This window comes from Psychrobacter sp. T6-5, from assembly GCF_052258485.2.
GTDB lineage: Bacteria > Pseudomonadota > Gammaproteobacteria > Pseudomonadales > Moraxellaceae > Psychrobacter.
Map to the genome: position 1 here is coordinate 80,169 of NZ_JBQQEY020000001.1, position 21,630 is coordinate 101,798.

18 protein-coding genes and 1 riboswitch are annotated in these 21,630 nt (G+C 45.3%); of the genes, 6 read left to right on the top strand and 12 right to left on the bottom strand.

Going from position 1 to position 21,630, the window contains the following annotated elements; translation table 11 throughout:
• Window positions 1–9: 9 nt before the first annotated feature.
• From ACTXGK_RS14945 to ACTXGK_RS14960, 4 genes are all read right to left on the bottom strand, one after another.
• Window positions 10–939 (bottom strand): uroporphyrinogen-III synthase, encoded by a 930-nt coding sequence (locus ACTXGK_RS14945; protein WP_443514725.1) that lies wholly within the window; start codon window positions 937–939, stop codon window positions 10–12.
• A gap of 155 nt (window positions 940–1,094) precedes the next feature.
• Complete coding sequence (gene hemC / locus ACTXGK_RS14950) at window positions 1,095–2,105, bottom strand: hydroxymethylbilane synthase (protein WP_443514871.1); 1,011 nt, start codon at window positions 2,103–2,105, stop codon at window positions 1,095–1,097.
• Between the two features lie 228 nt (window positions 2,106–2,333).
• On the bottom strand, window positions 2,334–3,071 hold the full coding sequence (locus tag ACTXGK_RS14955) for a LytR/AlgR family response regulator transcription factor (RefSeq protein WP_443514726.1): 738 nt from the start codon (window positions 3,069–3,071) through the stop codon (window positions 2,334–2,336).
• A gap of 243 nt (window positions 3,072–3,314) precedes the next feature.
• Window positions 3,315–4,340 carry a histidine kinase gene (locus ACTXGK_RS14960; protein WP_443514727.1) on the bottom strand — a complete coding sequence of 342 codons (1,026 nt, stop codon included), beginning with the start codon at window positions 4,338–4,340 and terminating at the stop codon, window positions 3,315–3,317.
• Between the two features lie 239 nt (window positions 4,341–4,579).
• Here ACTXGK_RS14960 and argH point away from each other — a divergent pair, with 239 nt between their 5' ends.
• Window positions 4,580–5,953, top strand: coding sequence for an argininosuccinate lyase (gene argH / locus ACTXGK_RS14965; RefSeq protein WP_443514872.1), 1,374 nt, complete (start codon window positions 4,580–4,582; stop codon window positions 5,951–5,953).
• Between the two features lie 401 nt (window positions 5,954–6,354).
• Entirely contained in the window at window positions 6,355–6,645 is a 291-nt protein-coding gene (locus ACTXGK_RS14970; RefSeq protein ID WP_238036003.1) for an oxidative damage protection protein, read from the top strand.
• A gap of 88 nt (window positions 6,646–6,733) precedes the next feature.
• On the opposite strand, the gene phoU is transcribed toward ACTXGK_RS14970, so the two are convergent.
• From phoU to pstS, 5 genes are all read right to left on the bottom strand, one after another.
• A complete protein-coding gene (gene phoU / locus ACTXGK_RS14975; RefSeq protein ID WP_201601702.1) occupies window positions 6,734–7,516 on the bottom strand; it encodes a phosphate signaling complex protein PhoU in 783 nt (260 codons plus the stop codon).
• Between the two features lie 124 nt (window positions 7,517–7,640).
• Window positions 7,641–8,477 carry a phosphate ABC transporter ATP-binding protein PstB gene (pstB, locus tag ACTXGK_RS14980; protein WP_265089540.1) on the bottom strand — a complete coding sequence of 279 codons (837 nt, stop codon included), beginning with the start codon at window positions 8,475–8,477 and terminating at the stop codon, window positions 7,641–7,643.
• Window positions 8,478–8,638: 161 nt separating this feature from the next.
• Window positions 8,639–9,544, bottom strand: coding sequence for a phosphate ABC transporter permease PstA (pstA, locus tag ACTXGK_RS14985; protein WP_443514728.1), 906 nt, complete (start codon window positions 9,542–9,544; stop codon window positions 8,639–8,641).
• Between the two features lie 61 nt (window positions 9,545–9,605).
• On the bottom strand, window positions 9,606–10,559 hold the full coding sequence (pstC, locus tag ACTXGK_RS14990; protein WP_201601698.1) for a phosphate ABC transporter permease subunit PstC: 954 nt from the start codon (window positions 10,557–10,559) through the stop codon (window positions 9,606–9,608).
• A 220-nt stretch (window positions 10,560–10,779) separates the two neighbouring features.
• Window positions 10,780–11,952 carry a phosphate ABC transporter substrate-binding protein PstS gene (gene pstS / locus ACTXGK_RS14995; protein ID WP_201601696.1) on the bottom strand — a complete coding sequence of 391 codons (1,173 nt, stop codon included), beginning with the start codon at window positions 11,950–11,952 and terminating at the stop codon, window positions 10,780–10,782.
• A 292-nt stretch (window positions 11,953–12,244) separates the two neighbouring features.
• Window positions 12,245–12,400, top strand: a riboswitch (TPP riboswitch).
• Between the two features lie 248 nt (window positions 12,401–12,648).
• Here pstS and thiC point away from each other — a divergent pair.
• On the top strand, window positions 12,649–14,763 hold the full coding sequence (gene thiC / locus ACTXGK_RS15000) for a phosphomethylpyrimidine synthase ThiC (RefSeq protein WP_443514729.1): 2,115 nt from the start codon (window positions 12,649–12,651) through the stop codon (window positions 14,761–14,763).
• An 86-nt stretch (window positions 14,764–14,849) separates the two neighbouring features.
• Here the strand turns inward: thiC and ACTXGK_RS15005 are convergent, their stop codons facing one another.
• Both ACTXGK_RS15005 and ACTXGK_RS15010 read right to left on the bottom strand, forming a co-directional pair.
• Window positions 14,850–15,740, bottom strand: a complete 891-nt coding sequence (locus tag ACTXGK_RS15005; protein ID WP_443514730.1) for a fructose bisphosphate aldolase — start codon at window positions 15,738–15,740, stop codon at window positions 14,850–14,852.
• A 177-nt stretch (window positions 15,741–15,917) separates the two neighbouring features.
• Window positions 15,918–16,766 carry an EamA/RhaT family transporter gene (locus ACTXGK_RS15010; protein WP_443514731.1) on the bottom strand — a complete coding sequence of 283 codons (849 nt, stop codon included), beginning with the start codon at window positions 16,764–16,766 and terminating at the stop codon, window positions 15,918–15,920.
• A gap of 358 nt (window positions 16,767–17,124) precedes the next feature.
• On the opposite strand from ACTXGK_RS15010, the gene ACTXGK_RS15015 reads away from it, so the two are divergent.
• The 3 genes from ACTXGK_RS15015 to ACTXGK_RS15025 are packed head-to-tail and all read left to right on the top strand — an operon-like array spanning window position 17,125 to window position 20,604.
• A complete protein-coding gene (locus tag ACTXGK_RS15015; RefSeq protein WP_443514732.1) occupies window positions 17,125–19,038 on the top strand; it encodes an ABC transporter ATP-binding protein in 1,914 nt (637 codons plus the stop codon).
• Window positions 19,039–19,075: 37 nt separating this feature from the next.
• Window positions 19,076–19,966 carry an alpha/beta fold hydrolase gene (locus ACTXGK_RS15020; RefSeq protein WP_443514733.1) on the top strand — a complete coding sequence of 297 codons (891 nt, stop codon included), beginning with the start codon at window positions 19,076–19,078 and terminating at the stop codon, window positions 19,964–19,966.
• A gap of 20 nt (window positions 19,967–19,986) precedes the next feature.
• Window positions 19,987–20,604, top strand: a complete 618-nt coding sequence (locus ACTXGK_RS15025) for an alpha-ketoglutarate-dependent dioxygenase AlkB family protein (protein WP_443514734.1) — start codon at window positions 19,987–19,989, stop codon at window positions 20,602–20,604.
• A gap of 32 nt (window positions 20,605–20,636) precedes the next feature.
• Here ACTXGK_RS15025 and ACTXGK_RS15030 read toward each other — a convergent pair whose 3' ends face one another.
• A complete protein-coding gene (locus tag ACTXGK_RS15030; protein ID WP_443514735.1) occupies window positions 20,637–21,521 on the bottom strand; it encodes an EcsC family protein in 885 nt (294 codons plus the stop codon).
• Between the last annotated feature and the right edge of the window lie 109 nt (window positions 21,522–21,630).

The following is a 21,630-nucleotide window of genomic DNA, read 5'->3' on the forward strand; positions in this document are numbered from 1 at the left end:
ATTATGAAACTAGGGGTTAGTAGTGATGGCTGAAAGAATGGTATCTGGCGCCAAATCTTCTACGCGCCAATAGCTCAGGCGCTGCGCTGCAACCATATTTGCTAAGCGCTCACCCAATACGACATAAGAAAAGTCCGCTAGCGTGAGTGGCAAATTATCTCTTGCATCAGTCATTATGTCATTACTACGTTTTGGTTCTGACATTTTTTCTCTTGCACCTTGGACGATGCTCGTCCAATGCTCAAAAGTAGCGCCACTACTCACGACAACGATAGGTTTTGCTTGCTTTGGTGTTGTATTTGTCGCTTGATTACATGCAAAAAAATCTTGTTGCCACTGCTGATACTGAGTCATTGCCTCGGTAGGCATCGAGCGCTCGTACCACGCAATACTATCGATATGTACACCGCGTGCTTGTAAGGTATCGACCAATAAGCGTCGTCCGCCCAGTCCGCGCCATATCAGCAGCTTATCACCCGCTTGCAAACGCTCTATCTCAGGCATTGCTAGCATACCTTCATTATTGGCAACTTTAGGCTGTCGCACTTGATAGTTTGCCGCGTCTATATTGGCTTGAGTCAATGCTGCAGCGGTTGCTTGACCCACTGCAATGATTTGACTTGGTGCTACCAAAGCTGCAGAAGCTATATTGGCTGCTTTATTGTCCAGTTGCGCATCACCACCATCGTCATGCTCACTGTGCATAAGCGCCTGCCAAACATTCAATCCCGAAGTGGCCGCCGTTGGGCTTATGATGACCAGAGCCTTATATTCACCTGCTAGCCACGCACGCATCAGTGCTAGATCATCGTCAGTCGTTGGGCGCGGTTGCAACATCAACATCGGTATCTCAACCACCGTGAACCCTGCTGTTTGCAAATGACTCGTTAATGGCGCAGCGCGTGCTATCGGTCGTGTATTGATGACAATTTTTGGCACTGACCCATCAGTGGATTGATTTGTATGAGTAGACCTAGCTTTAGTTGACGTTGATGACATAGATGTACCACGACAAAAGGCTTGTAAAATTGACTGAATCATCGACCAAACAGTGGATATGTCAATCAATGACTCAGTATGACAAAGCGAATACGCTACTCAGCGTGATAAATCGCTGACAAGATAGCCCCTGCACCATCAGCAAGTAGTATATTGGCAACATCAATACCGAGCTGATTTGCCTGCGACTCTTGCTCGTCTTGTGTACCAACCAATGTCACGCGCTTTTCTGCTTTTAACAGCTTACTACCATCCGCTTGACCCACTCGACCACGTAACCACAATACATTGCCGTTATCGTTATTGCCGTTTTCACCATTGTCATCGTTATTAGCACTGGTCTCATCAGCCATTTGCAACACTGCGTAGGCTGCAATCGGTACTTGGCAGCCGCCCTCTAAGTGACGGTTAAGCGCACGCTCAGCGATAAGGCGAATGCGTGCTTTATCATCGTTTAGTGGTGCTAATAGTTTTAACACCTCGTCATCACCTTCACGGCATTCAATGGCTAACGCACCTTGACCAACGGCAGGCAAACAGGCATCAATATCTAGCTGCCCACGTATCCGCTCATCTAATTCGATACGCTGCAAGCCACTGGTTGCCAAGATAATGGCATCATACTCACCAGCATCTAATTTGCCCAAACGCGTCCCAACATTACCGCGCAAGGTTTTGATCTGTAGATCTGGGCGGTAGGCTTTGATCTGACATTGACGACGCAAACTTGAGGTCCCAACGACTGCACCTTGCGGCAACTCATCAATACTATTATAAGTATTTGAGACAAAAGCATCAGTTGGTGAAGCACGCTTACAGTAGACACCTAGCGTCAAGCCATCAGGCAGCTGCATCGGTACGTCTTTTAGCGAATGTACCGCAATATCTGCTTGCTTGTCATACAATGCTTGCTCAAGCTCTTTGACAAATAAACCCTTACCGCCAATTTTGGCCAAAGGTGTGTCCAAAATCTTGTCACCCTTAGTGACAATTTTTAGTAACTCAATGGTTAGCTCAGGATAGAGCGCTAATAAGCGATCACGAATATGCTCCGCTTGCCATAGAGCCAAAGGACTCTGACGCGTGGCGATGGTTAAGGTAGTCAAAGCAGGTTGCTGCGGATTGCTCATAAAGGGCCTCAATAAATTCGATACTATAATCTCAATGCTACAATGTCAGTGCCAAGTTGGTGCTAAGCGATTGGGAAAACTTGCCACAAAAAACGGTCGACTCACATCAGAGATAGTAAATGCTGGCGCAAAAAAATACCCCTATTTAAGCATAAATAAGGGTTTGATGATATGGGATGATTATGTCGCTCTGAAAACATCCTATTACATGCTTTGAATTTTGTCACGTAAGGCTGGCAGATGACGACGACTCACGGCTAACGTCTCATCGATTTCTTTAAAACGTATCTGATATTGTCCAGCGTCTAGGGTTTCTAAAAAATCTAAAAAGTTCAGATTGATAATGGCGTTGCGATGCACACGGAACAAACGATCGTCAAACTCTCGCTCTAGCTCTTTTAGGGTCTCATCAATCAATACAATGCCATCTTTGTGACGTACTTTGACGTATTTTTGATCTGCCGCAAAATAATAGATATCTTTAAGTTTAATCAGCTCTACACCGCGGTGAGTACGAGCAGCAATATGCTCGCGTATCGGACGCGCCGTTGGATTTGCAAGCTTGCGAATTTCATTCAATTGCGCCGCGTTTAGGTTTTTTGCTTTGTTCAGTGCTTCTAATAGCTCGTCTTTGTTTGCCGGTTTCAACAAATAGCCGATTGCATTGGCTTTTAGTGCCGCTATCGCATAATGATCATAAGCGGTGACAAATATAATGGCTGGTGGATGCTCAAGTTTGTCCAGCTCTTGGGCACAGCGCACCCCATCCATCTCAGGCATACGAATGTCTAATAATATAATGTCAGGCTGCTGAGTTTTTACGGCGACAATCGCTTCTGCCCCTGTGGTCGCTTGAGCAACCACCTCATGACCTGACTCCTGTACGATTCTGACCAAACGCTCACGCGCTAAAGGCTCATCATCACAAACTACGATACGCATGTAAACTCCCACCTCAAATTCTACTGAATATGTTTCGATGGTATGACGAATGTACTGGCCAGTTCAATATGGTGAAATTTTCTGCATCATATTTTTATAGTAACCACTCACTGTCAATAATTGCCAGATAAAAATTGCAATAACCATGTAGATATAAAAGATAATGCAATAAATATGCCACAACATCTTATAATGAGAACATAGTGTCTGAGAACATCATAAAAAATGGCAAAAGAGGAAAGATTATAAACTGACATCTTGTAAGGGATAGTCAATAATGGTAGTGATGTGGTTACCAGTAACCGTGCTTTGAATATCAGCACTTTGACCAAAGTACGCGCGTAATCGATCCGCTTGAATATAAAAATTCATATGCTGACGCAAATCATGGTTAATGATTAAAGTCTTTTTGGGAAGTTCCACGTCGATCTGAATAGTTACTCTGTGCTGCTGCCAAGTGACTTTAATATTAAAATGGATGGTTTCAGTGGTCATCTCAACCACATTGAGTAGCATTTTCTCCAACACGCTTTGTAAGGTTAACGCCGTAATCACCATGTCATACATGATATCTTCATCAGGCAAATCCCAATGGACCTCGAGTTTGTCTGCCAAACGACTAGACTCAATCGCTAAATAATGCTCACATAGCGCCACTTCTTCTTCAAAACTAATCTCACGTTCACCGCTAAAACTCGCACGATATAAGATCGAAACGTTTTGTAATAAAGCAGAGGCTTTTGGTGGATCAGACTCAATGAGTGAGACCAGTGTGTTGATAGTATTAAAGAAAAAATGAGGGGCAGTGCGAGCTTTGATTAAGTCATTTTGTGCGGTCAACTTGTATTCAAACGACAGCTTGAGCGCATTAAGCTCACGGTGGCTACGCAAAAAGTACAATAAAAACACGATGGTAAAACCGCCCGTCAGTACGGTATTGAAAAACAGATTGGTCATAAAAGCTTGACGATCATATTCCAACAAACCCATATTGATTAAAATTAAAACAACTAAAGTCATAGAAACCGTAGCGGCAAACATCATTAGCATGACGATACGCACACTTACACTAGGTATACTAGCGTTTTTAAACACAGGACGCAGATAGTCGACCAGATACAATGCTGGAATAACAGTCAGTGCATTCTGTAGCACTCGAGAAAAAAACTTGATAATAAAATCAGACCAACTTGACAGACCATGACGCTCAATCACCGTAAGAAACAGTGACCAAAAAGCAATATATGTCAGCCACTGCCAAGGCCTCATGATCTCCATGAGTTTTGGAATAAAAAACTCTAAGCGCTTAGCTAGTAAGGCAACCTCATCATTTGCTATACTCGAGTTCTTATTCTCTTGACTTGTCTTGTACCGATATGAACGCCAATTCTTCAAACCTTAGTAATCCCGAATCAAGTAAAAGTTCATCTGTTGCTGATTCTAGCACGAATGTCTCAGTAACAAACAAAGATGCACAAAATAGCCCTGCCAGCACTCAGGGCCAGCAGATGTGGGGCGGACGCTTCAGTGAAGCGACAGACAGCTTCGTGGCTGCCTTTACCGCATCTGTTGGCTTCGACCAACGCTTTGCTCGTCACGATATTCAAGGGTCGATTGCCCATGCAACGATGCTCAAAGAATGCGATATCTTGACTGCTGATGAAGTAGCCACCATTATCGACGGTCTTCATCAAGTATTACGCGAGATCGAAGCAGGTGAGTTTAACTGGTCAATCGCCCTCGAAGACGTACACATGAATGTCGAATCACGCCTCACTGATATTATAGGCGCTGTTGGCAAAAAACTACACACGGGTCGTAGTCGTAACGATCAGGTCGCGACCGACATTCGTTTGTGGTTGCGTGAAGAAACCGATAACATTATCGAACTACTCGTACGCTTACAAAGCGGCTTGCTTGATCTGGCTGATCAACATACCGATACTATTATGCCTGGTTTTACGCATTTACAAACCGCCCAGCCTGTCAGCTTTGGGCATCATGTAATGGCATGGTTTGAGATGTTGTATCGCGATACCGAGCGCTTGGTTGACGCCCGTCGCCGTATCAACCAGATGCCACTTGGTAGTGCCGCACTCGCTGGCACGACGTTCCCGATTGATCGTACCATCACCGCTGAGCTATTGGGTTTTGAAGGTATCTGTCAAAACTCGCTAGATGCGGTTTCAGATCGTGACTTTGCAATTGAGTTTACCTCAGCCGCTTCTATTCTGATGATGCACATGTCACGTATGAGCGAAGAGATTATTCTGTGGATGTCAGCGCAGTTCAACTTTGTGCAGATACCAGATCGCTTCTGTACTGGTTCATCAATCATGCCTCAAAAGAAAAACCCTGACGTGCCTGAGTTAGTACGCGGTAAAGCGGCACGTGTCTTTGGTCAGCTGATGACATTACTCAGCCTGATGAAAAGCCAGCCACTCGCCTACAACAAAGACAACCAAGAAGATAAAGAGCCTTTGTTTGACTGTGTCGATACACTGACAGGCTCACTACTTGCCTTTGCTGATATGCTACCTAATATTGTCCCAAACAAAGAAAGTATGCGTGCTGCGACAATGAAAGGCTATGCTACTGCTACCGACTTAGCAGATTATCTGGTGCGTCAAGGCGTGGCGTTCCGTGATGCGCATGAAGTCGTGGGTAATGCGGTTGCACTCGGCATCAAAGAAGGCGTTGACCTCAGTGACTTGTCATTGGCACAATTGCAGCAATTCAGTGATGCCATCGGTGATGATGTCTTTGACTATCTCACGCTAGAAGGCTCACTAGCAGCTCGTGACCATCTGGGCGGTACTGCACCAAACCAAGTCAAGCAAGCAGTAGTCAACGGCCGTGCTCGCTTAAAAGCCTTTGCATAATCAAACCATTTTAAGCCAAAGCTAACTTATCGCTATATATCTGACACCCGCTATTGATGCGGGTGTTTTTTATTTATAGTCAATCCCCTATAAAAGAGCTACAGCGTTAACCTCGCTTGAAGTATCACAGTTACATCTGCGCTCGGTTGCCTTGTATCTCTTTTAAACTGAATTAACTATAACTTACTATCAGCTACCCGCCCTTTTTCGCGTTTGCTCTGTCTGCATGATATGAAACGATAAATCAGAATAAAGGAAAGACCTACTGATAACACTATGCAGATTTGTGTCTGTTTAATAAGAGACACGAGATACCCTTTGCTAAATTGACCAAGACCGTTATCATAGGCTCATATCATTACTCAAATTCACCACTTAATAGAATAAATAAGGAACACCTGATGACTGAGACTTTTAACCCACAAGCCAATACCGTGTTTTGCCGCAAATACAAGCAAGAACTGCCAAAAATGCCGCATCCGCCCTTCCCTAACAAAAAAGGCCAAGAGTTACAAGAAACCGTATCTGAAAAGGCTTGGAAAGAGTGGCTAGAACATCAAACCATGCTCATCAATGAGAATCATTTGAGCATGATGGACCCTGAAGCCAAAAAATTCTTGACCGAGCAGCGTGATAAGTTCTTGGATAATGAAGACTATGAGCGCGCCCAAGGCTGGACACCAGAAAGCTAGGCTCAATCTACATACAGTCTTACGCCCATAAAAAACGCGCTCAATATAGCGCGTTTTTTGATGATAAGACGGTATTATTGGTGCGCTATCAGTCGTCATTACTCTCTAGTGATTCAAAGTCAGCAACTGACATCGTGCTCACTTGGCGAGCAGCCAGACGATCATTGGCTTCTTGCACTGCTTTTTCAACCATGGCGTAGTCTGAATGGCGTACATCTTGACCACTGATATAGTTGATGACCAGCTCTGCTACGTTTTGTGCATGATCACCGATGCGTTCAAGCGAGCGCAAAATCCACATGATATTGATGACCTTTGAGACTTGTCTTGAGTCTTCCATGATATAGGTCATCAGCGCGCGAATAGCGGACTGATATTCGTTATTAACCACACTGTCATTGCGCATGACTTCAAACGCTTGCTCAGCATTCGATTGACTAAAGGCTTCTAGCGCGTTGTTGAGCATCAGTCTTACCTGATTACTCAAGTGCTGTACCTCAGCATAGCCGTAAGACGATTTGCCTTGTGCCGCGATTCTGTTTGCCATTTTCGCGATCTTTACGGCTTCATCACCAATACGCTCCAAATCTACCACGCCTTTGCTGATCGACATGACTAAACGCAAATCTCCTGCAGCAGGTTGACGCTTAGCAACCAACAATAAGATATGTTCATCGAGCTCAACCTCCATTCGGTTGATATCAAAGTCCATCTCGATGACCTCTTGCGCCAGTGTTTCATCTCTATCAATAAGTGCATGAATCGCTTTGGCAACTTGGTTGGCAGCACTATCACCCATGTATAAGAACAAACGGATGGCTTCATCAAGATCTTGGTCAAAACTTTTGGAGATATGCTTATCACTTTGCATAAGAGGTATTCCCTGAAATCTATATTTTAGTAGCGCGATATGCTGGTTGAGTGAAACGACTCGGCTGACAGTACCCTATCAAAAACACTATGTCTGACCCAAACTCAGTATTAGCTTCTCGGCCTTAGCCATAGCGACCAGTAATATAATCTTCTGTCGCAGTTTGGGTAGGTTTGGTGAATATTTGATCAGTCTCGCCCATCTCGATCATATCGCCTAGATACATATAGACGGTATAGTCTGATACCCGCGCCGCTTGCTGCATGTTGTGAGTAACGATGGCGATGGTATAGTCATTTTTGAGATCTTCTATCAGATCTTCGATAGCACCTGTCGAGATCGGATCAAGCGCAGACGTTGGCTCATCGAGCAACAATACTTCAGGTTTGGTCGCGACACTACGGGCGATACACAGACGCTGCTGCTGACCACCTGATAATGACAGACCGGATGCTTTTAGTTTGTCTTTCACTTCTGGCCACAATGCTGATTTTTTTAGTGCCCACTCCACGCGCTCATCCACTTCGCTTTTGCTGAGCTTTTCATAGAGTTTGACGCCAAAGGCAACATTGTCATAGATAGACATCGGGAACGGCGTTGGCTTTTGAAACACCATACCGACTTGCGCGCGTAGCAAGTTGACATCGACGTCTTTACCCAAGATGTTTTTACCATCAAGATTGATAGCACCCTCTGCACGCATCCCTGGATAGAGATCATACATACGGTTAAAAGTACGTAGTAGCGTTGACTTACCGCAACCTGACGGACCGATAAAGGCGGTCACTTTCTTTTCTGCGATATCAATATTGATGTTTTTTAACGCCTGAAAATCATCATAATAAAAGTTGAGATCGCGAACTTCCATTTTTGCTTTAGGCATATTTTTGGGAATATCATGAATGCTTTGCTTATTGAACTCAGCAGTATTTGGTTGCTGTGATTGCGAGCTTTTGGACATGGTTCTATTTAACAGGCTGTCTGTTGCATTATTAAAGCGATCAGCAGTCGTTTCTTTGCGGACCTTGCTTGCGACATCATTCATAATATTATCCAACCTAGCTTAGTGTATTTCATATAAGTATAAGTAAATGCTTGGTATCTGTGCAGCGATATCGGTCTTTATTTGACCTGACCTCGATTGCCAATAAATCTTGCCAGAATATTCAACACCAAGACAGATGCTGTAATCAGCAGCGCCGCCGCCCATGCCAATGTATGCCAGTTATCATAAGGACTCATCGCAAACTGATAAATGGTATTGGGTAAGTTAGCAATCGGCTGATCCATATCGGTACTGAAGTACTGGTTGTTGAGCGCCGTAAATAGCAACGGTGCTGTCTCACCAGTGATTCGAGCAAATGCCAATAACACCCCTGTCGTCAGTCCCGCTTTGGCAGCTTTGACCGTCACTTGCGTGACCATTTTCCACTTAGGTGTACCAAGTGCATAAGCCGCTTCACGCAAGCTATTAGGCACCAGATTCAGCATGTTTTCAGTGGTACGTACGACAACTGGGATGACAATCAATGCCAATGCCAATGCACCTGCCCAACCAGAGAAACTTTCGCCTTTTACCATTAAAGCATATATAAACAGACCAATGACAATTGATGGTGCTGATAACAAGATATCGTTCAAGAAACGGGTCACTTTGCCAAGCATGCTGCCTTTAGAAAACTCAGATAAATAAATACCGGTCATCAGGCCAATAGGCGCACCAATAAACAATCCTGAAAACGCCAGCATCACCGAACCGACGATCGCGTTGCGTAAACCACCTGGGCTCATCGGCGGCGGGGTATCAGCGGTAAAGATTGGCAGCTCCACCATGCCTTGAAAGCCTTCAACAAACAGTGTCACCAAAATCCATGACAACCAGAATAGACCAAACACCATCGCTGACATGGCAAAGCCCAAACCCAGCTTGTTGGTCCAGCGGCGCTTGTTGTACAAGCTCTTGTTATAACGCCCAGCACTGCTTGGCTTCGTAGACATTGGCGCATTCATCACATTGTTTGCAGGCATACTATTTATTTCCCATATCTTTTATCAATATCTATCAAGGTCTCATAAGTCCTTTTCGGACTTATCGATTACCTGCTTTGTGATCCATGCGCATGAGCATTAATTTGGCCAAAGACAGCACAATGAAGGTGATGACAAACAAGATTAAGCCTAGATGTAGTAAAGATGCCAAATGCAGCTCGCTCGACGCTTCGGCAAACTCGTTGGCCAATGCCGAAGTGATGGTCACACCAGAGGTAAATAGGCTTGGGCTGATATTGAACGCATTACCGATTAAGAAGGTCACTGCCATGGTCTCACCCAATGCACGACCAAGACCCAAGATTACGCCACCAACGACACCAGCTTTGGTATAAGGCAGGATAATCTTGAACATGACTTCCCACGTCGTCGCACCCATACCGTAGGCGGATTCTTTGAGTAGATCTGGCACGACAGAGAAAACATCACGCATGGTGGCCGCGATAAAAGGAATAATCATAATGGCAAGTACCAAAGACGCGGTAAACATCCCTAGCCCCATGGGCGCGCCTGTAAACAGCTTACCGATGATAGGTAGCGGGCCAACATGCTCAATAAACCATGGCTGAATGTGCTCACCAAAGAAAGGCGCAAATACGAACAGACCCCACATACCATAAATGATAGAAGGAATACCCGCCAATAGCTCAATGGCAATACCAAGCGGTTTTTTGAGGAACTTAGGGCACATTTCGGTCAAAAATATCGCGATACCAAAACTGACTGGTACAGCGATAGCGATGGCGATAAATGACGTCACTAAGGTGCCGTAAATAGGCGCTAGTGCACCATACTCATTGGCGACCGTATCCCAATTATTACTGGTATAAAACCCCAGACCAAACTCTTGAATGCTCGGCCATGCCCCAACAATAAGAGACACCAAAATGCCCCCTAAAGATAGGAGGACGAGTATGGCAAACGCTTTGGTAGAGTTGACAAATAAAGCGTCGTAACGTTTTTGTTTAGCCAGTTGGGACCTTAAGTCTGTCATAAGTGTCTCAGCATTGAATGGGTGAATTCAAAAAACCAGAATGTTTATTTCGTTTTATGACAGCAAACGCAACTTGTATCATTACTAATGGTTATCGTGAAATATCGCGATTAGTCTTTTGGTCAAATTTGCTGTGATAAAACCTCTCAAACCACTACCGGAGAATAGTGGCTTAAGAGGGAATTAAAGAGATTAGTAAACAATGGCTAGCATCAGGAGATTACTGAGCAGCCTTATAAACCGGCTGTCCATCACTACCTTTTACTTCGTTCCATTTCTCTTTGAATAAGGCCACTGCTGTATCAGAGAACGGGACATAATCTAATGCCATGGCATCATCATCACCTTGGGTATAAGCCCAGTCAAAGAAGTTCAACACACCAGCCACTTGCTGAGGATTCTCTGGTTGCTTGTGTACTAAGATGAAAGTAGCAGCAGCGATCGGCCATGCTTGATCCGTCTCAGAGTTGGTGATGACTTTATAAAAGCCTTCTTGTTGTGACCAATCGATGTCACCAGCGGCTGCAAAGGTTTCAGCAGATGGCTGGACAACGTTACCCGCTGCGTTTTTCAATGCCGTATGTGACATATTGTTTTGCTTGGCGTACGCATACTCAACATAGCCGATAGAGTTTTTCATACGGTTGACGTAGCTTGAAACGCCTTCGTTACCTTTACCACCTGCACCAGTCGCAGAGGTTGGCCACTTAACGGTTTTATCAACACCAACGGTATCTTTCCAATCTGGTGATACTTTGGCTAGATAATCTGTGAAGTTAAACGTCGTACCTGAACCGTCTGAGCGGAATACCGTGGTGATGGCCGCATCTGGCAAGGTCAAATCTGGGTTCATGGCTTTGATCGCAGGATCATTCCAGTTATTGATTTTACCCAAATAGATATTTGCTAAGGTTTCGCCATCTAATTTCAACTGACCTGGCTCAACGCCATCAATATTAACGATTGGCACAACGCCGCCTATAACGGTTGGGAACTGAATAAGACCAGACTCTTCAAGCTCTTCTGGCGTCAATGGCGCATCAGAAGCACCGAAATCGACGGTTTTTGATTGGATTTGCTTGATACCGCCAGATGAGCCAATCGACTGATAGTTGACTTGGCCGCCAGTAGCAGCGTTATAGTCATAAGACCATTTGGCATAGATAGGCTGCGGGAATGACGCACCTGCACCCGTGATATTCATTGCGATATTTTCAGCAGATTTAAAACCGGTGTCAGCAGAAGGCGTTGCCTGAGTCTGAGTGGTTGTTTCAGCCGTGGTAGCGGCACTACTGCTAGTATCAGCAGCTGGTTCTGTCGTCTCTGTTGACTTGTTGCACGCCGTAAGCATTAATGTACAACTGACGGCCACTGCTAATAACGAATAACGCATGTAGGACTCCTGAAGTTTAACAACGATATAAAAAAGCATTGTTTGTGATATGCGTGCTATCTTGCCAAATCTTTATGACAGTTTAATGACAACCTCTACAATCTTTCATCCGCTTTACATAATATTCAGATAAGCACTCTAAGTCTCAGTAATATCAGGTAATTTTGATAACCATTACTAAGAATCCATGCTCATAACCATACCAAGTAGCAAACTCAAAGTCTGATGTTTTCATTTAAATATCATTAGCCGTTAACACAGAATTTTGTTAGTATGAAAGGGATTTACAACACTGACAGACTCGGGGTGCGGTGTAGCATTGGCCTACTTTATTAAACGTTTATAGTTAAACATTGATAAAAGTAGCCGCCTATCTACATTCGCTGAGAGATCACCCGCCGAACCTGATGCGGTTAGTACCGACGCAGGGAAGTCTTAAGCACTTTGTTATTGATGACAAAGGACGCGTAGAAATACCTTTTTATCATCGCTATTGTCTAACGATGCATGTCGCATAAATGGATAACGAGAGAAGATAGAAAGCTGCGTCCACTATTTGACGACCATTAGCCGCGACGATACTTTTTAGTCGCTGTTAGGTGTCGATAATATAAATTTGTCTGAATGACGACTGCTTGCCCCCGCAGCTACTGGCGGTGTTGCTTTTATTCAAAAACCAACACGCTAGGACAGCATATGACTACTTTAGACAACACCTCTTTAGACAGTGCCTCAGCTGCACAAACGCATAACCCAGCCAACAACATACCTCTTACCTCAGACTCTACTGACAACGTCAAAGCCGATAAAAAAGCCGACGCGCTAAAGACGCCTGCCCACCGCGCCGCAAGCGATGCGCGCTTCGAAGAAGATGCGCGCGATTTGCATCGCATCCTACCCGCCTCTCGCAAAGTCTATATCGAAGGCTCACGACCTGATATCCAAGTACCGATGCGTGAAATCAGCTTGGCTGACACGCCTGTTGGCGGTACGGGCGACAAAGATGGCGAGCACAATCCGCCTTTTTATGTCTACGATACCTCAGGCGTCTATACCGATCCCAATGTCGAGATCGACCTCACTCGTGGACTGCCAAAACTGCGTGAAAACTGGATCACTGAGCGTGGTGATACCGAGCAACTAAGCGGTCTATCTAGCTCATACGGGCAAGCACGTGCTCGCGACATCAGTACTGCCAACTTAAGATTTGCCCATATTGACAAACCACGCCGTGCCAAAGCAGGACAGAACGCCACGCAGATGTACTACGCGCGCCGAGGCATCATCACCCCTGAGATGGAATATATCGCGATACGTGAGACGCAAAAGCAGCATGAACTGACCGATATGCGTCAACATGAGGGTGAGAGCTTCGGTGCCAATACGCCCAAAATTATCACCCCTGAGTTTGTCCGTGATGAAGTGGCGGCTGGACGCGCCATTATCCCCAACAACATCAACCACCCTGAGTCTGAGCCGATGATTATCGGGCGCAATTTTTTGGTGAAAATCAATGCCAATATCGGTAACTCAGCGCTAGGCTCATCGATTGATGAAGAAGTGTCCAAAATGACGTGGGCAACACGTTGGGGCGCGGATACCATCATGGATTTATCGACAGGTAATCATATTCATGAAACTCGTGAATGGCTAATTCGCAACTCGCCTGTGCCGATTGGTACCGTACCGATTTATCAAGCGCTAGAAAAAGTCGATGGCGTCGCTGAAGATCTGACGTGGGAGATATTCCGTGATACGTTGATTGAGCAAGCAGAGCAAGGCGTAGATTACTTCACCATTCACGCAGGCGTCCTACTACGCTATGTACCGCTGACCGCAAAACGCCTAACGGGTATCGTTTCACGCGGCGGCTCTATCATGGCGCAGTGGTGTCTGGCACACCACAAAGAGAGCTTTTTATACACCCATTTCGAAGATATCTGCGAGATTATGAAGCAGTACGATGTGGCGTTCAGCTTGGGTGATGGCCTACGTCCCGGCTGCTTGCAAGATGCTAATGATGAAGCGCAGTTCGGTGAGCTACGTACGCTTGGGGAATTGACCAAAGTGGCATGGGAGCATGACGTACAGGTGATGATTGAAGGCCCTGGACACGTGGCGATGAACCGTATCAAAGAAAATATGGACTTGCAGCTTGAGCTGTGTGCTGACGCGCCGTTTTATACTTTAGGGCCATTAACGACTGACATCGCACCGGGTTATGACCATATCACCAGTGCGATTGGGGCAGCGATGATTGGCTGGTTTGGTACCGCGATGCTGTGCTATGTTACGCCAAAAGAGCACTTAGGCCTACCAAACAAAAAAGATGTGAAAGACGGTATTATCACTTACAAAATTGCCGCGCACGCCGCTGATCTTGCTAAAGGTCATCCCGGTGCACAGGCGCGGGACAATGCGTTATCCAAAGCGCGCTTTGAATTCCGCTGGGACGATCAGTTTAATCTGGCGCTCGACCCTGATACCGCACGCGAATATCACGATGAGACCTTGCCAAAAGACGCACACAAATCGGCACACTTTTGCTCCATGTGTGGCCCTAAGTTTTGTTCAATGAAAATCACTCAAAACGTGCGTGAGTATGCAGCAGGACTGGACAAAGATGCCGCTAATAAAAAAGTAACGCCACAAACAGGCGACCTAAGCGATGCGGATCATTTGATCAAAAAAGTCGATACAGAACTGGTGGGACAAGTGGGCGAGGCCAGTGCTGAGGAAGTCCGTCAAGGCATGGCTGAGATGATGGAAAAATATAATAAGGAAGGACGTCAGTTGTATAAAGAGGTGTAGATAACCAGTACCTTTCAGATAGTCTAAACAAAGCCCGAACCTCATAGTCAGGTTTGGGCTTTTTATTTTTGGTTTATCTAGTGCTATTAAACCTTCGACGCCTGATAAATCTCCTCAATCGAGGTATTGATAGTATCAGCAAACTCTTCATCGCTTTGCTGCTTACTCAGCCCTTCGGTAAAGGCGCGCGAGAAGCTGGCAATCATACCTGGGTTTTGTTTGAGCTTAGCGCACGCATCAGTGCGGCTATAACCGCCTGATAGCGCCACTACTTTGAGCACTTTTGGATGGTCAACCAGCTCCTGATAAAATCCTGCTTCTTCGGGCAATGTCAGCTTGAGCATCACTTGATGTTCGTCATTTAAGCGTTCCAGATTACGCAGAATATCGGCCTTTAGCAGCACTTCGCAATCATGCTTTTGGGCGCTATCGATGTTAACTTCTGGCTCGACGATAGGCATCAAGCCTTTTGAGATAATTTGCTTGGCCACATCAAATTGCTGCTGTACAACGAGCTCAATACCATCGACATTTGGCTCATAAATGACTGAGCGCATCTTGGTACCAAATACTGGATAGTTTTTGGCTTTATCTAGCAACAGGTCTAGGTTGGGCATCGGCTTCATGACTTGGACGCCGCTCATCTGCTCCGCCAAACCTTTATCTACCTTCAAAAATGGGACGATTTGCTTGTCCTCCCACAGATAGTTGGCGGTCGACTTACCATTGACGTCGCGCTCCATAGTGTCTTCAAATAAGATCGCACCAAGCACACGCTCATTGTCAAAACAGTCGCACGTCATGATACGGGCACGCATCTCATGCACCAAATCAAACATGGCCTCATCATTCTCATACTCATCGCCGCTGATGCCGTAATTCTCTAAAGCCTTTGGTGTGCTGCCGCCACTTTGATCGAGGGCAGCGATAAAACCTGAACCGTCTTTTATGCGCTGTAACTGATTGTCGTATTCCATTGAAAGTACATCCTATTTTTATTGAGTGAATTCAAACATCATAAACCAAGCTTTTTATAACCTATATAAGGTCTGCTATTTGTAGATGACCTTATCATAGGATGATAACTATGCCTATATAGAAAACGTGACAACATCGCTAAAAATTCTACTGTACCCTTTTTTGGACAAATTATCTCACGCTAAAAATAAGACGCCCACACAACATACTGCGAGTAATAGCCCCAATATATTGATGCGATTGAGTCGCTCTTTAAACACACCCACACCGATCAATGTCGCCACGGCAATGACACCCACGTTCATGCCTGTAAACACAATACTGGGTGAATCGTGCAGCATTTGATGAGCCCTGACATAAGCATAAATATTACCCATGTTTAGCGCGCCAAGTAGCAACCCAGCGACAAGGGCATCTCTTTGCCAGCGCACCCGAGTGACAAGTAGATAGATGAACAACAATAGACCTGCGACACCAAAGCTCACAAAAAGCGTCAACGGAAAAGCAGTGCCCTGCTTGGCCACTTGCTTAAACAAAATATCGATGATGCCGTAACCCGCCCACACACCGAACAACCAGAGCGGTGTGTATTTTGTTTGCTTAGGAGTATCTTTTTGCTGTGGTCGATAAACCAGTGCTCCTAGTGCCAAAAATCCAAGCACCAATCCCAGCACACGCGTACCTGTCAGCACCTCACCAAATAGCAAAAACGCGGCAATGATCGGAATAATCAATGATAAGCGCTGGGAGGCATCCGTTGCTACCATTCCCACCGCCTCAATAGCACGTCCAAGAATGATAAATACTGATGGCAGTAAAATGCCAAGTGCAATGATAATACCCCAAGCATTATCAAGCGCATGTATGGCGCCAACATCAGGCTTTAATAAAAACCAAGTCAATAAAAAAGCGACCGGATAACCCGCGACGATAGTCTGACGAATATCCATTTTCTTTTGGCGCAATATCTTTAAAAGTACTGAGACAGCGACGCTACATAACACCGCAATGGTTAAATACATCATGAACTTCTACCTTTTGGATTTCGATATTGGGTGTTTATGGCTCATATATTGGCAATATAGTGCTAAGCAAGTCGCTTTCTATCCAGCTGATTTTTGGAGAAATATTATTGTAAAAATAATATTTGAATGTCTGAGGAAGTTGAGGTTTAGAAGGTAACAAAATATATTTTTTACAGCAATCTATTTGTCATTATCTCTACAGTTATCATGCCTATCAATGCTGCATTAACGAGCTTCATATTTGGCAAATTACAATTTACTGCATGCCTGATTGCCAAGTTTTGCTAAAATACCCTGCTATTTTATTAACATAAGTAACGACTCAAAACCGCTCTGGTTTGACGTATTATTGCCGCCTATGAACGCTCTATTTCGCTTTTTCGAATCCCGTCTCCCCGCCTTTCCTGAAACGCCTATGCCATTACCTCGTAAGGGGTTATTGAGATTTTTGTGGGCCTGTACGCATGGTCTGCGCGGCTGGCTGTTCTTATTCATGATCCTCTCCGCTGGCGTCGGGGTCTATGAAGCCATGCTGTTTGCATGGATTGGTAACTTGGTGGATTGGCTGGGTGCTTATACCCCGCAGACGTTATGGGCAGAAAAAAGCGATATGCTGCTGCTGATGTTTGCCGTCTTGATCCTCAGTCCTTTTTGGATTGCCATGTCCTCCTTGATACATTTTCAGGTCATTCAGGGCGTGTTTCCGATGCAAATGCGCTGGCGTTTTCACCGCCGCATGCTCGGACAATCCATGCAGTTTTATCAAGACGAGTTTTCAGGACGTGTCTCAGCAAAGGTGATGCAGACTGCACTTGCGGTGCGTGATACGGTGATGACCATCACGGATATGATGATGTATGTGGTGGTATATTTTGTCACTACTGGGGTGATTTTATTTAATCTGGACAGCTTGCTGCTCATTCCGTTTGCGGTTTGGTTTGTGCTGTTTGGGCTTGCCATGTGGTACTTTATTCCAAAGCTCAAACGTACGGCCATTGTGCAAGCGGATGCCCGTGCCTTGATGACAGGGCGCATCACCGATGCATATGCCAATATCATGACGGTCAAGCTATTTAGCCACTCGCAGCGCGAACTGAGTTATGCCAAATACGCGATGAATCAGTTTTTGGGCACCGTACATGCACAGATGCGCTGGGTCAGCTATCTTGAGGTCGTCAACCATGCCATCAGTGTGACTCTGATTGGCTCGACTGCAGCTATCGGTGTGTATTTGTGGCAACAAGGCGATGTTGGTGTCGGTGCGATTGCCGCAGCGACTGCTATGGCACTGCGTTTAAATGGTTTGACACACTGGATCATGTGGCAGACTACCAGCTTGTTTGAGAGTATCGGTACGGTACAAGACGGCATGCGTACTCTATCAGCACCGCAAAAAATCGTCGATAAGCCTAATGCGCAAACACTAACGGTCACCGACGGTCACATTATCTTTGATCATGTTGATTTTGGCTATGAAGATGATGCTGGCGTTGCCGATGATGAAGGGGCGCGTGTCGATGAGGCAAAAACCGCAGCTACTGCATTGGCAACCAATCGCGTCAAACTGTTGGACGACTTTCATTTGGACATCAAACCAGGTGAAAAAATTGGTCTGGTCGGACGCTCAGGCGCTGGTAAATCAACCTTGGTGAATTTACTACTACGCTTCTTTGATGTCGATAGTGGCAAAATTTGTATTGACGGACAGGCGATTGATGAGGTCACCCAAGAATCTCTGCGTCAGCAAATTGGTATGGTAACCCAAGACACCTCGCTGTTGCACCGCACCATTCGTGAAAACATCGCTTATGGTCGCCCCGATGCTACTGACGAAGACATCATCAAAGCCGCTAAGCAAGCGCAAGCTTGGGACTTTATTAAAGACTTAAGCGATGACAAAGGCAATACTGACCTTGATACTCAGGTCGGTGAGCGCGGCGTCAAACTCTCAGGCGGTCAACGCCAGCGTATCGCCATCTCTCGTGTGATGCTCAAAAATGCACCAATTTTGCTACTTGATGAAGCCACAAGTGCCCTTGACTCTGAAATCGAATTTGCTATTACTGAAAGCTTAAACGACATGATGACTGGCAAAACCGTGATTGCCATTGCCCACCGTTTATCGACCATTGCGGCACTAGATCGACTCGTAGTGATGGACAAAGGGCGCATCATTGAACAAGGCAGTCACGAGGCGCTACTCGCACGCGATGGCGTCTATGCTAAATTATGGCAACGTCAAAGCGGTGGTTTCTTAGGTGAAGACAACTAAGACCCGTCAAAATAAATCACAAGGAAGTGTTTATTTTATGGAAGCATTTACAAACAGCATCGATCTTGATGGTAAAAAAGCACGTTACTATCATCTTGGCCAGCTCAATCAGTCAGTTCAATCAGATAACCATCGCCGCACACCCGCGCATTTTTATGGTGGTAATAGTTTCACTGTTGGCACCTATACGCCATTGCTAAATGAGCTGGCAACTGAGTTTGATATCAGCTCACTTGCCCTGCGTGGCTATTGGTATGACAAACCGCAAAGCCGTCGTCTGACGCGTGAGCAAGATGCTGACCTGCTTATTGAGTTTTTAGAAAAAACACAAGATAACCCTGTCGTCGGTATCGGACATTCACAAGGCGCAACCGCCACAGCCATGGCAGCAGCCAAACGTCCAGAGCTGTTTTCACAGCTTTACCTGATAGAGCCTGTCACATTCACTAAAAACCAAGCCACCTTATATAATCTGTTACCGCGTTCTATCCTACTGAGCCGTGAGCCTTTCAAAAGCACAGTAAATCGGCAATCTACGTGGCCGAGTGTCGATGCTTATTATGAAAACTTGCGTGCGCAGCGTGCTTATAGACGTATCAGTGACGAGCATTTGCAGGTCTTTGCCGAACAGAGCTTAAGCAAAAATCCAAATGGAAGCTACAGCTTGATGTTTGCTCCAGAGCAAGAGCTGGCCAACTATTTTGGTGCGCCTCATATCGATGCCGCACTCAAAAAACTGCGCTGTCCTTACACGCTGATTACCGGTAAGCCTACTTTATTCATTAATGATAAGGTAAGACAGCAATGGCAAAAATTTGTGCCTGATAACAGCATCATCTCCTTGCTAGACTATGGTCACCTGCTGCCCATGGAAGCGCCCAAACTTTGTGCTCAGATCATTCACGAGCATTATCAACGCAGCAGATAATGAGAGATAACTATTGATCTATGACTGACCTTTTTGCGCCTGCACCCACAGATAATATATTGCCCTATGATGGTGATGTAAATGATTTAGGCATAGTCATAGACGATGCCAATGCCCTATACGATACGTTGCTAAATGAGTTGCCTTGGCAATCAGATATGGTGACGTTATTTGGTAAAACTCATGTGACGACTCGCCAAATTGTCTGGATGGGAGACACGGAGGCAGATTACCAGTATTCAGGGCACACGCGACAAACAGTTCCATGGTCAGATATAGTGTTCCACGTGAAACAACATGTAGAAAAATCTTTGGCAAAAATGGGTATTGAGGCGCATTTTAACACCTGCTTGCTCAACTACTATCCAACTGGCACTGATGGTATGGGCTATCATGCCGATGATGAAAAAGAGCTCGGTCATCAACCAATCATTGCCTCTTTATCCCTTGGTGCCACCCGAAAGTTTGTCTTTAAGCACAAAAAAACCCAAGATAAAGTCGCGCTTTATCTTGAGTCTGGTCAATTAATTGTCATGCACGGTGATACACAAACCCTTTGGAAACATACTATCACTAAAACAAAAACTGTCGATGCTGGACGAATTAGCCTAACCTTTCGCCGAATGCTTGCACGCTAAAACTACCATGGTCATGTTGAGTAAACGGTTACCTATGCAATGCGATCTAAAAAACGTTCACGGTAGCATTGATGCGCCGCTTCGCAGACATTGGCCGTATAGCTGGCATTAACACCACCTGCCACTACTGCACCCACCGCAGGAATGATTTGCGCTGCTTTCGTTTTGACCATATTGGTCGCCACTTTGGTTGCTGTTTGGCGCAGTACCCGCGACATGACCTCTTCATTAATCTGATTAAATGCCTGCGTTTTTGGATCTTTAATCATCGCACGGGTATCATCCAGTGCTGCTTTGCGCGCTTCAGCAGAGGCAGAAGTAGCCACCGCCAACAAAGACATGGCAAACAACTGCTCGCCTTTATCATTCATGTCAAAGCCATAGTAAGTCGCATACTCTCCGATAGCGCGTAGATTGGCAGTGATAAGACCAACGACATCAGCAGGAATACCTACCCAGCCAACCACTCCTGTGGTTACGCCTTGCGCACTGGTGAGCGCGACATATTTACTTTTGAGAAGTTTGACTTGTTTATCGACAACCGCAATTGGTAGATGTTTGATATCAGAAAGCGTCTTGATTGACGAGCCTTCAATATCAGGATCTTCTTGATAGCTATCAATAATGTCTTGAGTGTTCAATGTCCAATTGGCAGCATTACTCAAAGTACTGATGGTTTGCTCAGTTGCTTTTTTCAAGGCATCGCCAAATTGCGGCATGTCCATTAATGCATCACCTGCCGCGACAAGAGGCGTATTAAGGACCGCAAAAGCTTTATCCAAAACGCCTTTATCAGGATTTTTCCATGCTTCTATCTCTTCACGTACCTGCGCTTCATAGGCGACATGATCCGTTACTTTTTCGTCTGTTTTTTTATTTTCTGTATCTTTATTCTCAATGTCTTTATTCATAGTCATATAACATCCTTTGTTATTACTTCATTTATCAGTGTGTCTCTCACTATCCTACAGCAGACAACATTAGAGAGTAGGCCTGTTGTGTTGTCAGAGACACCGTTCTTGTAGA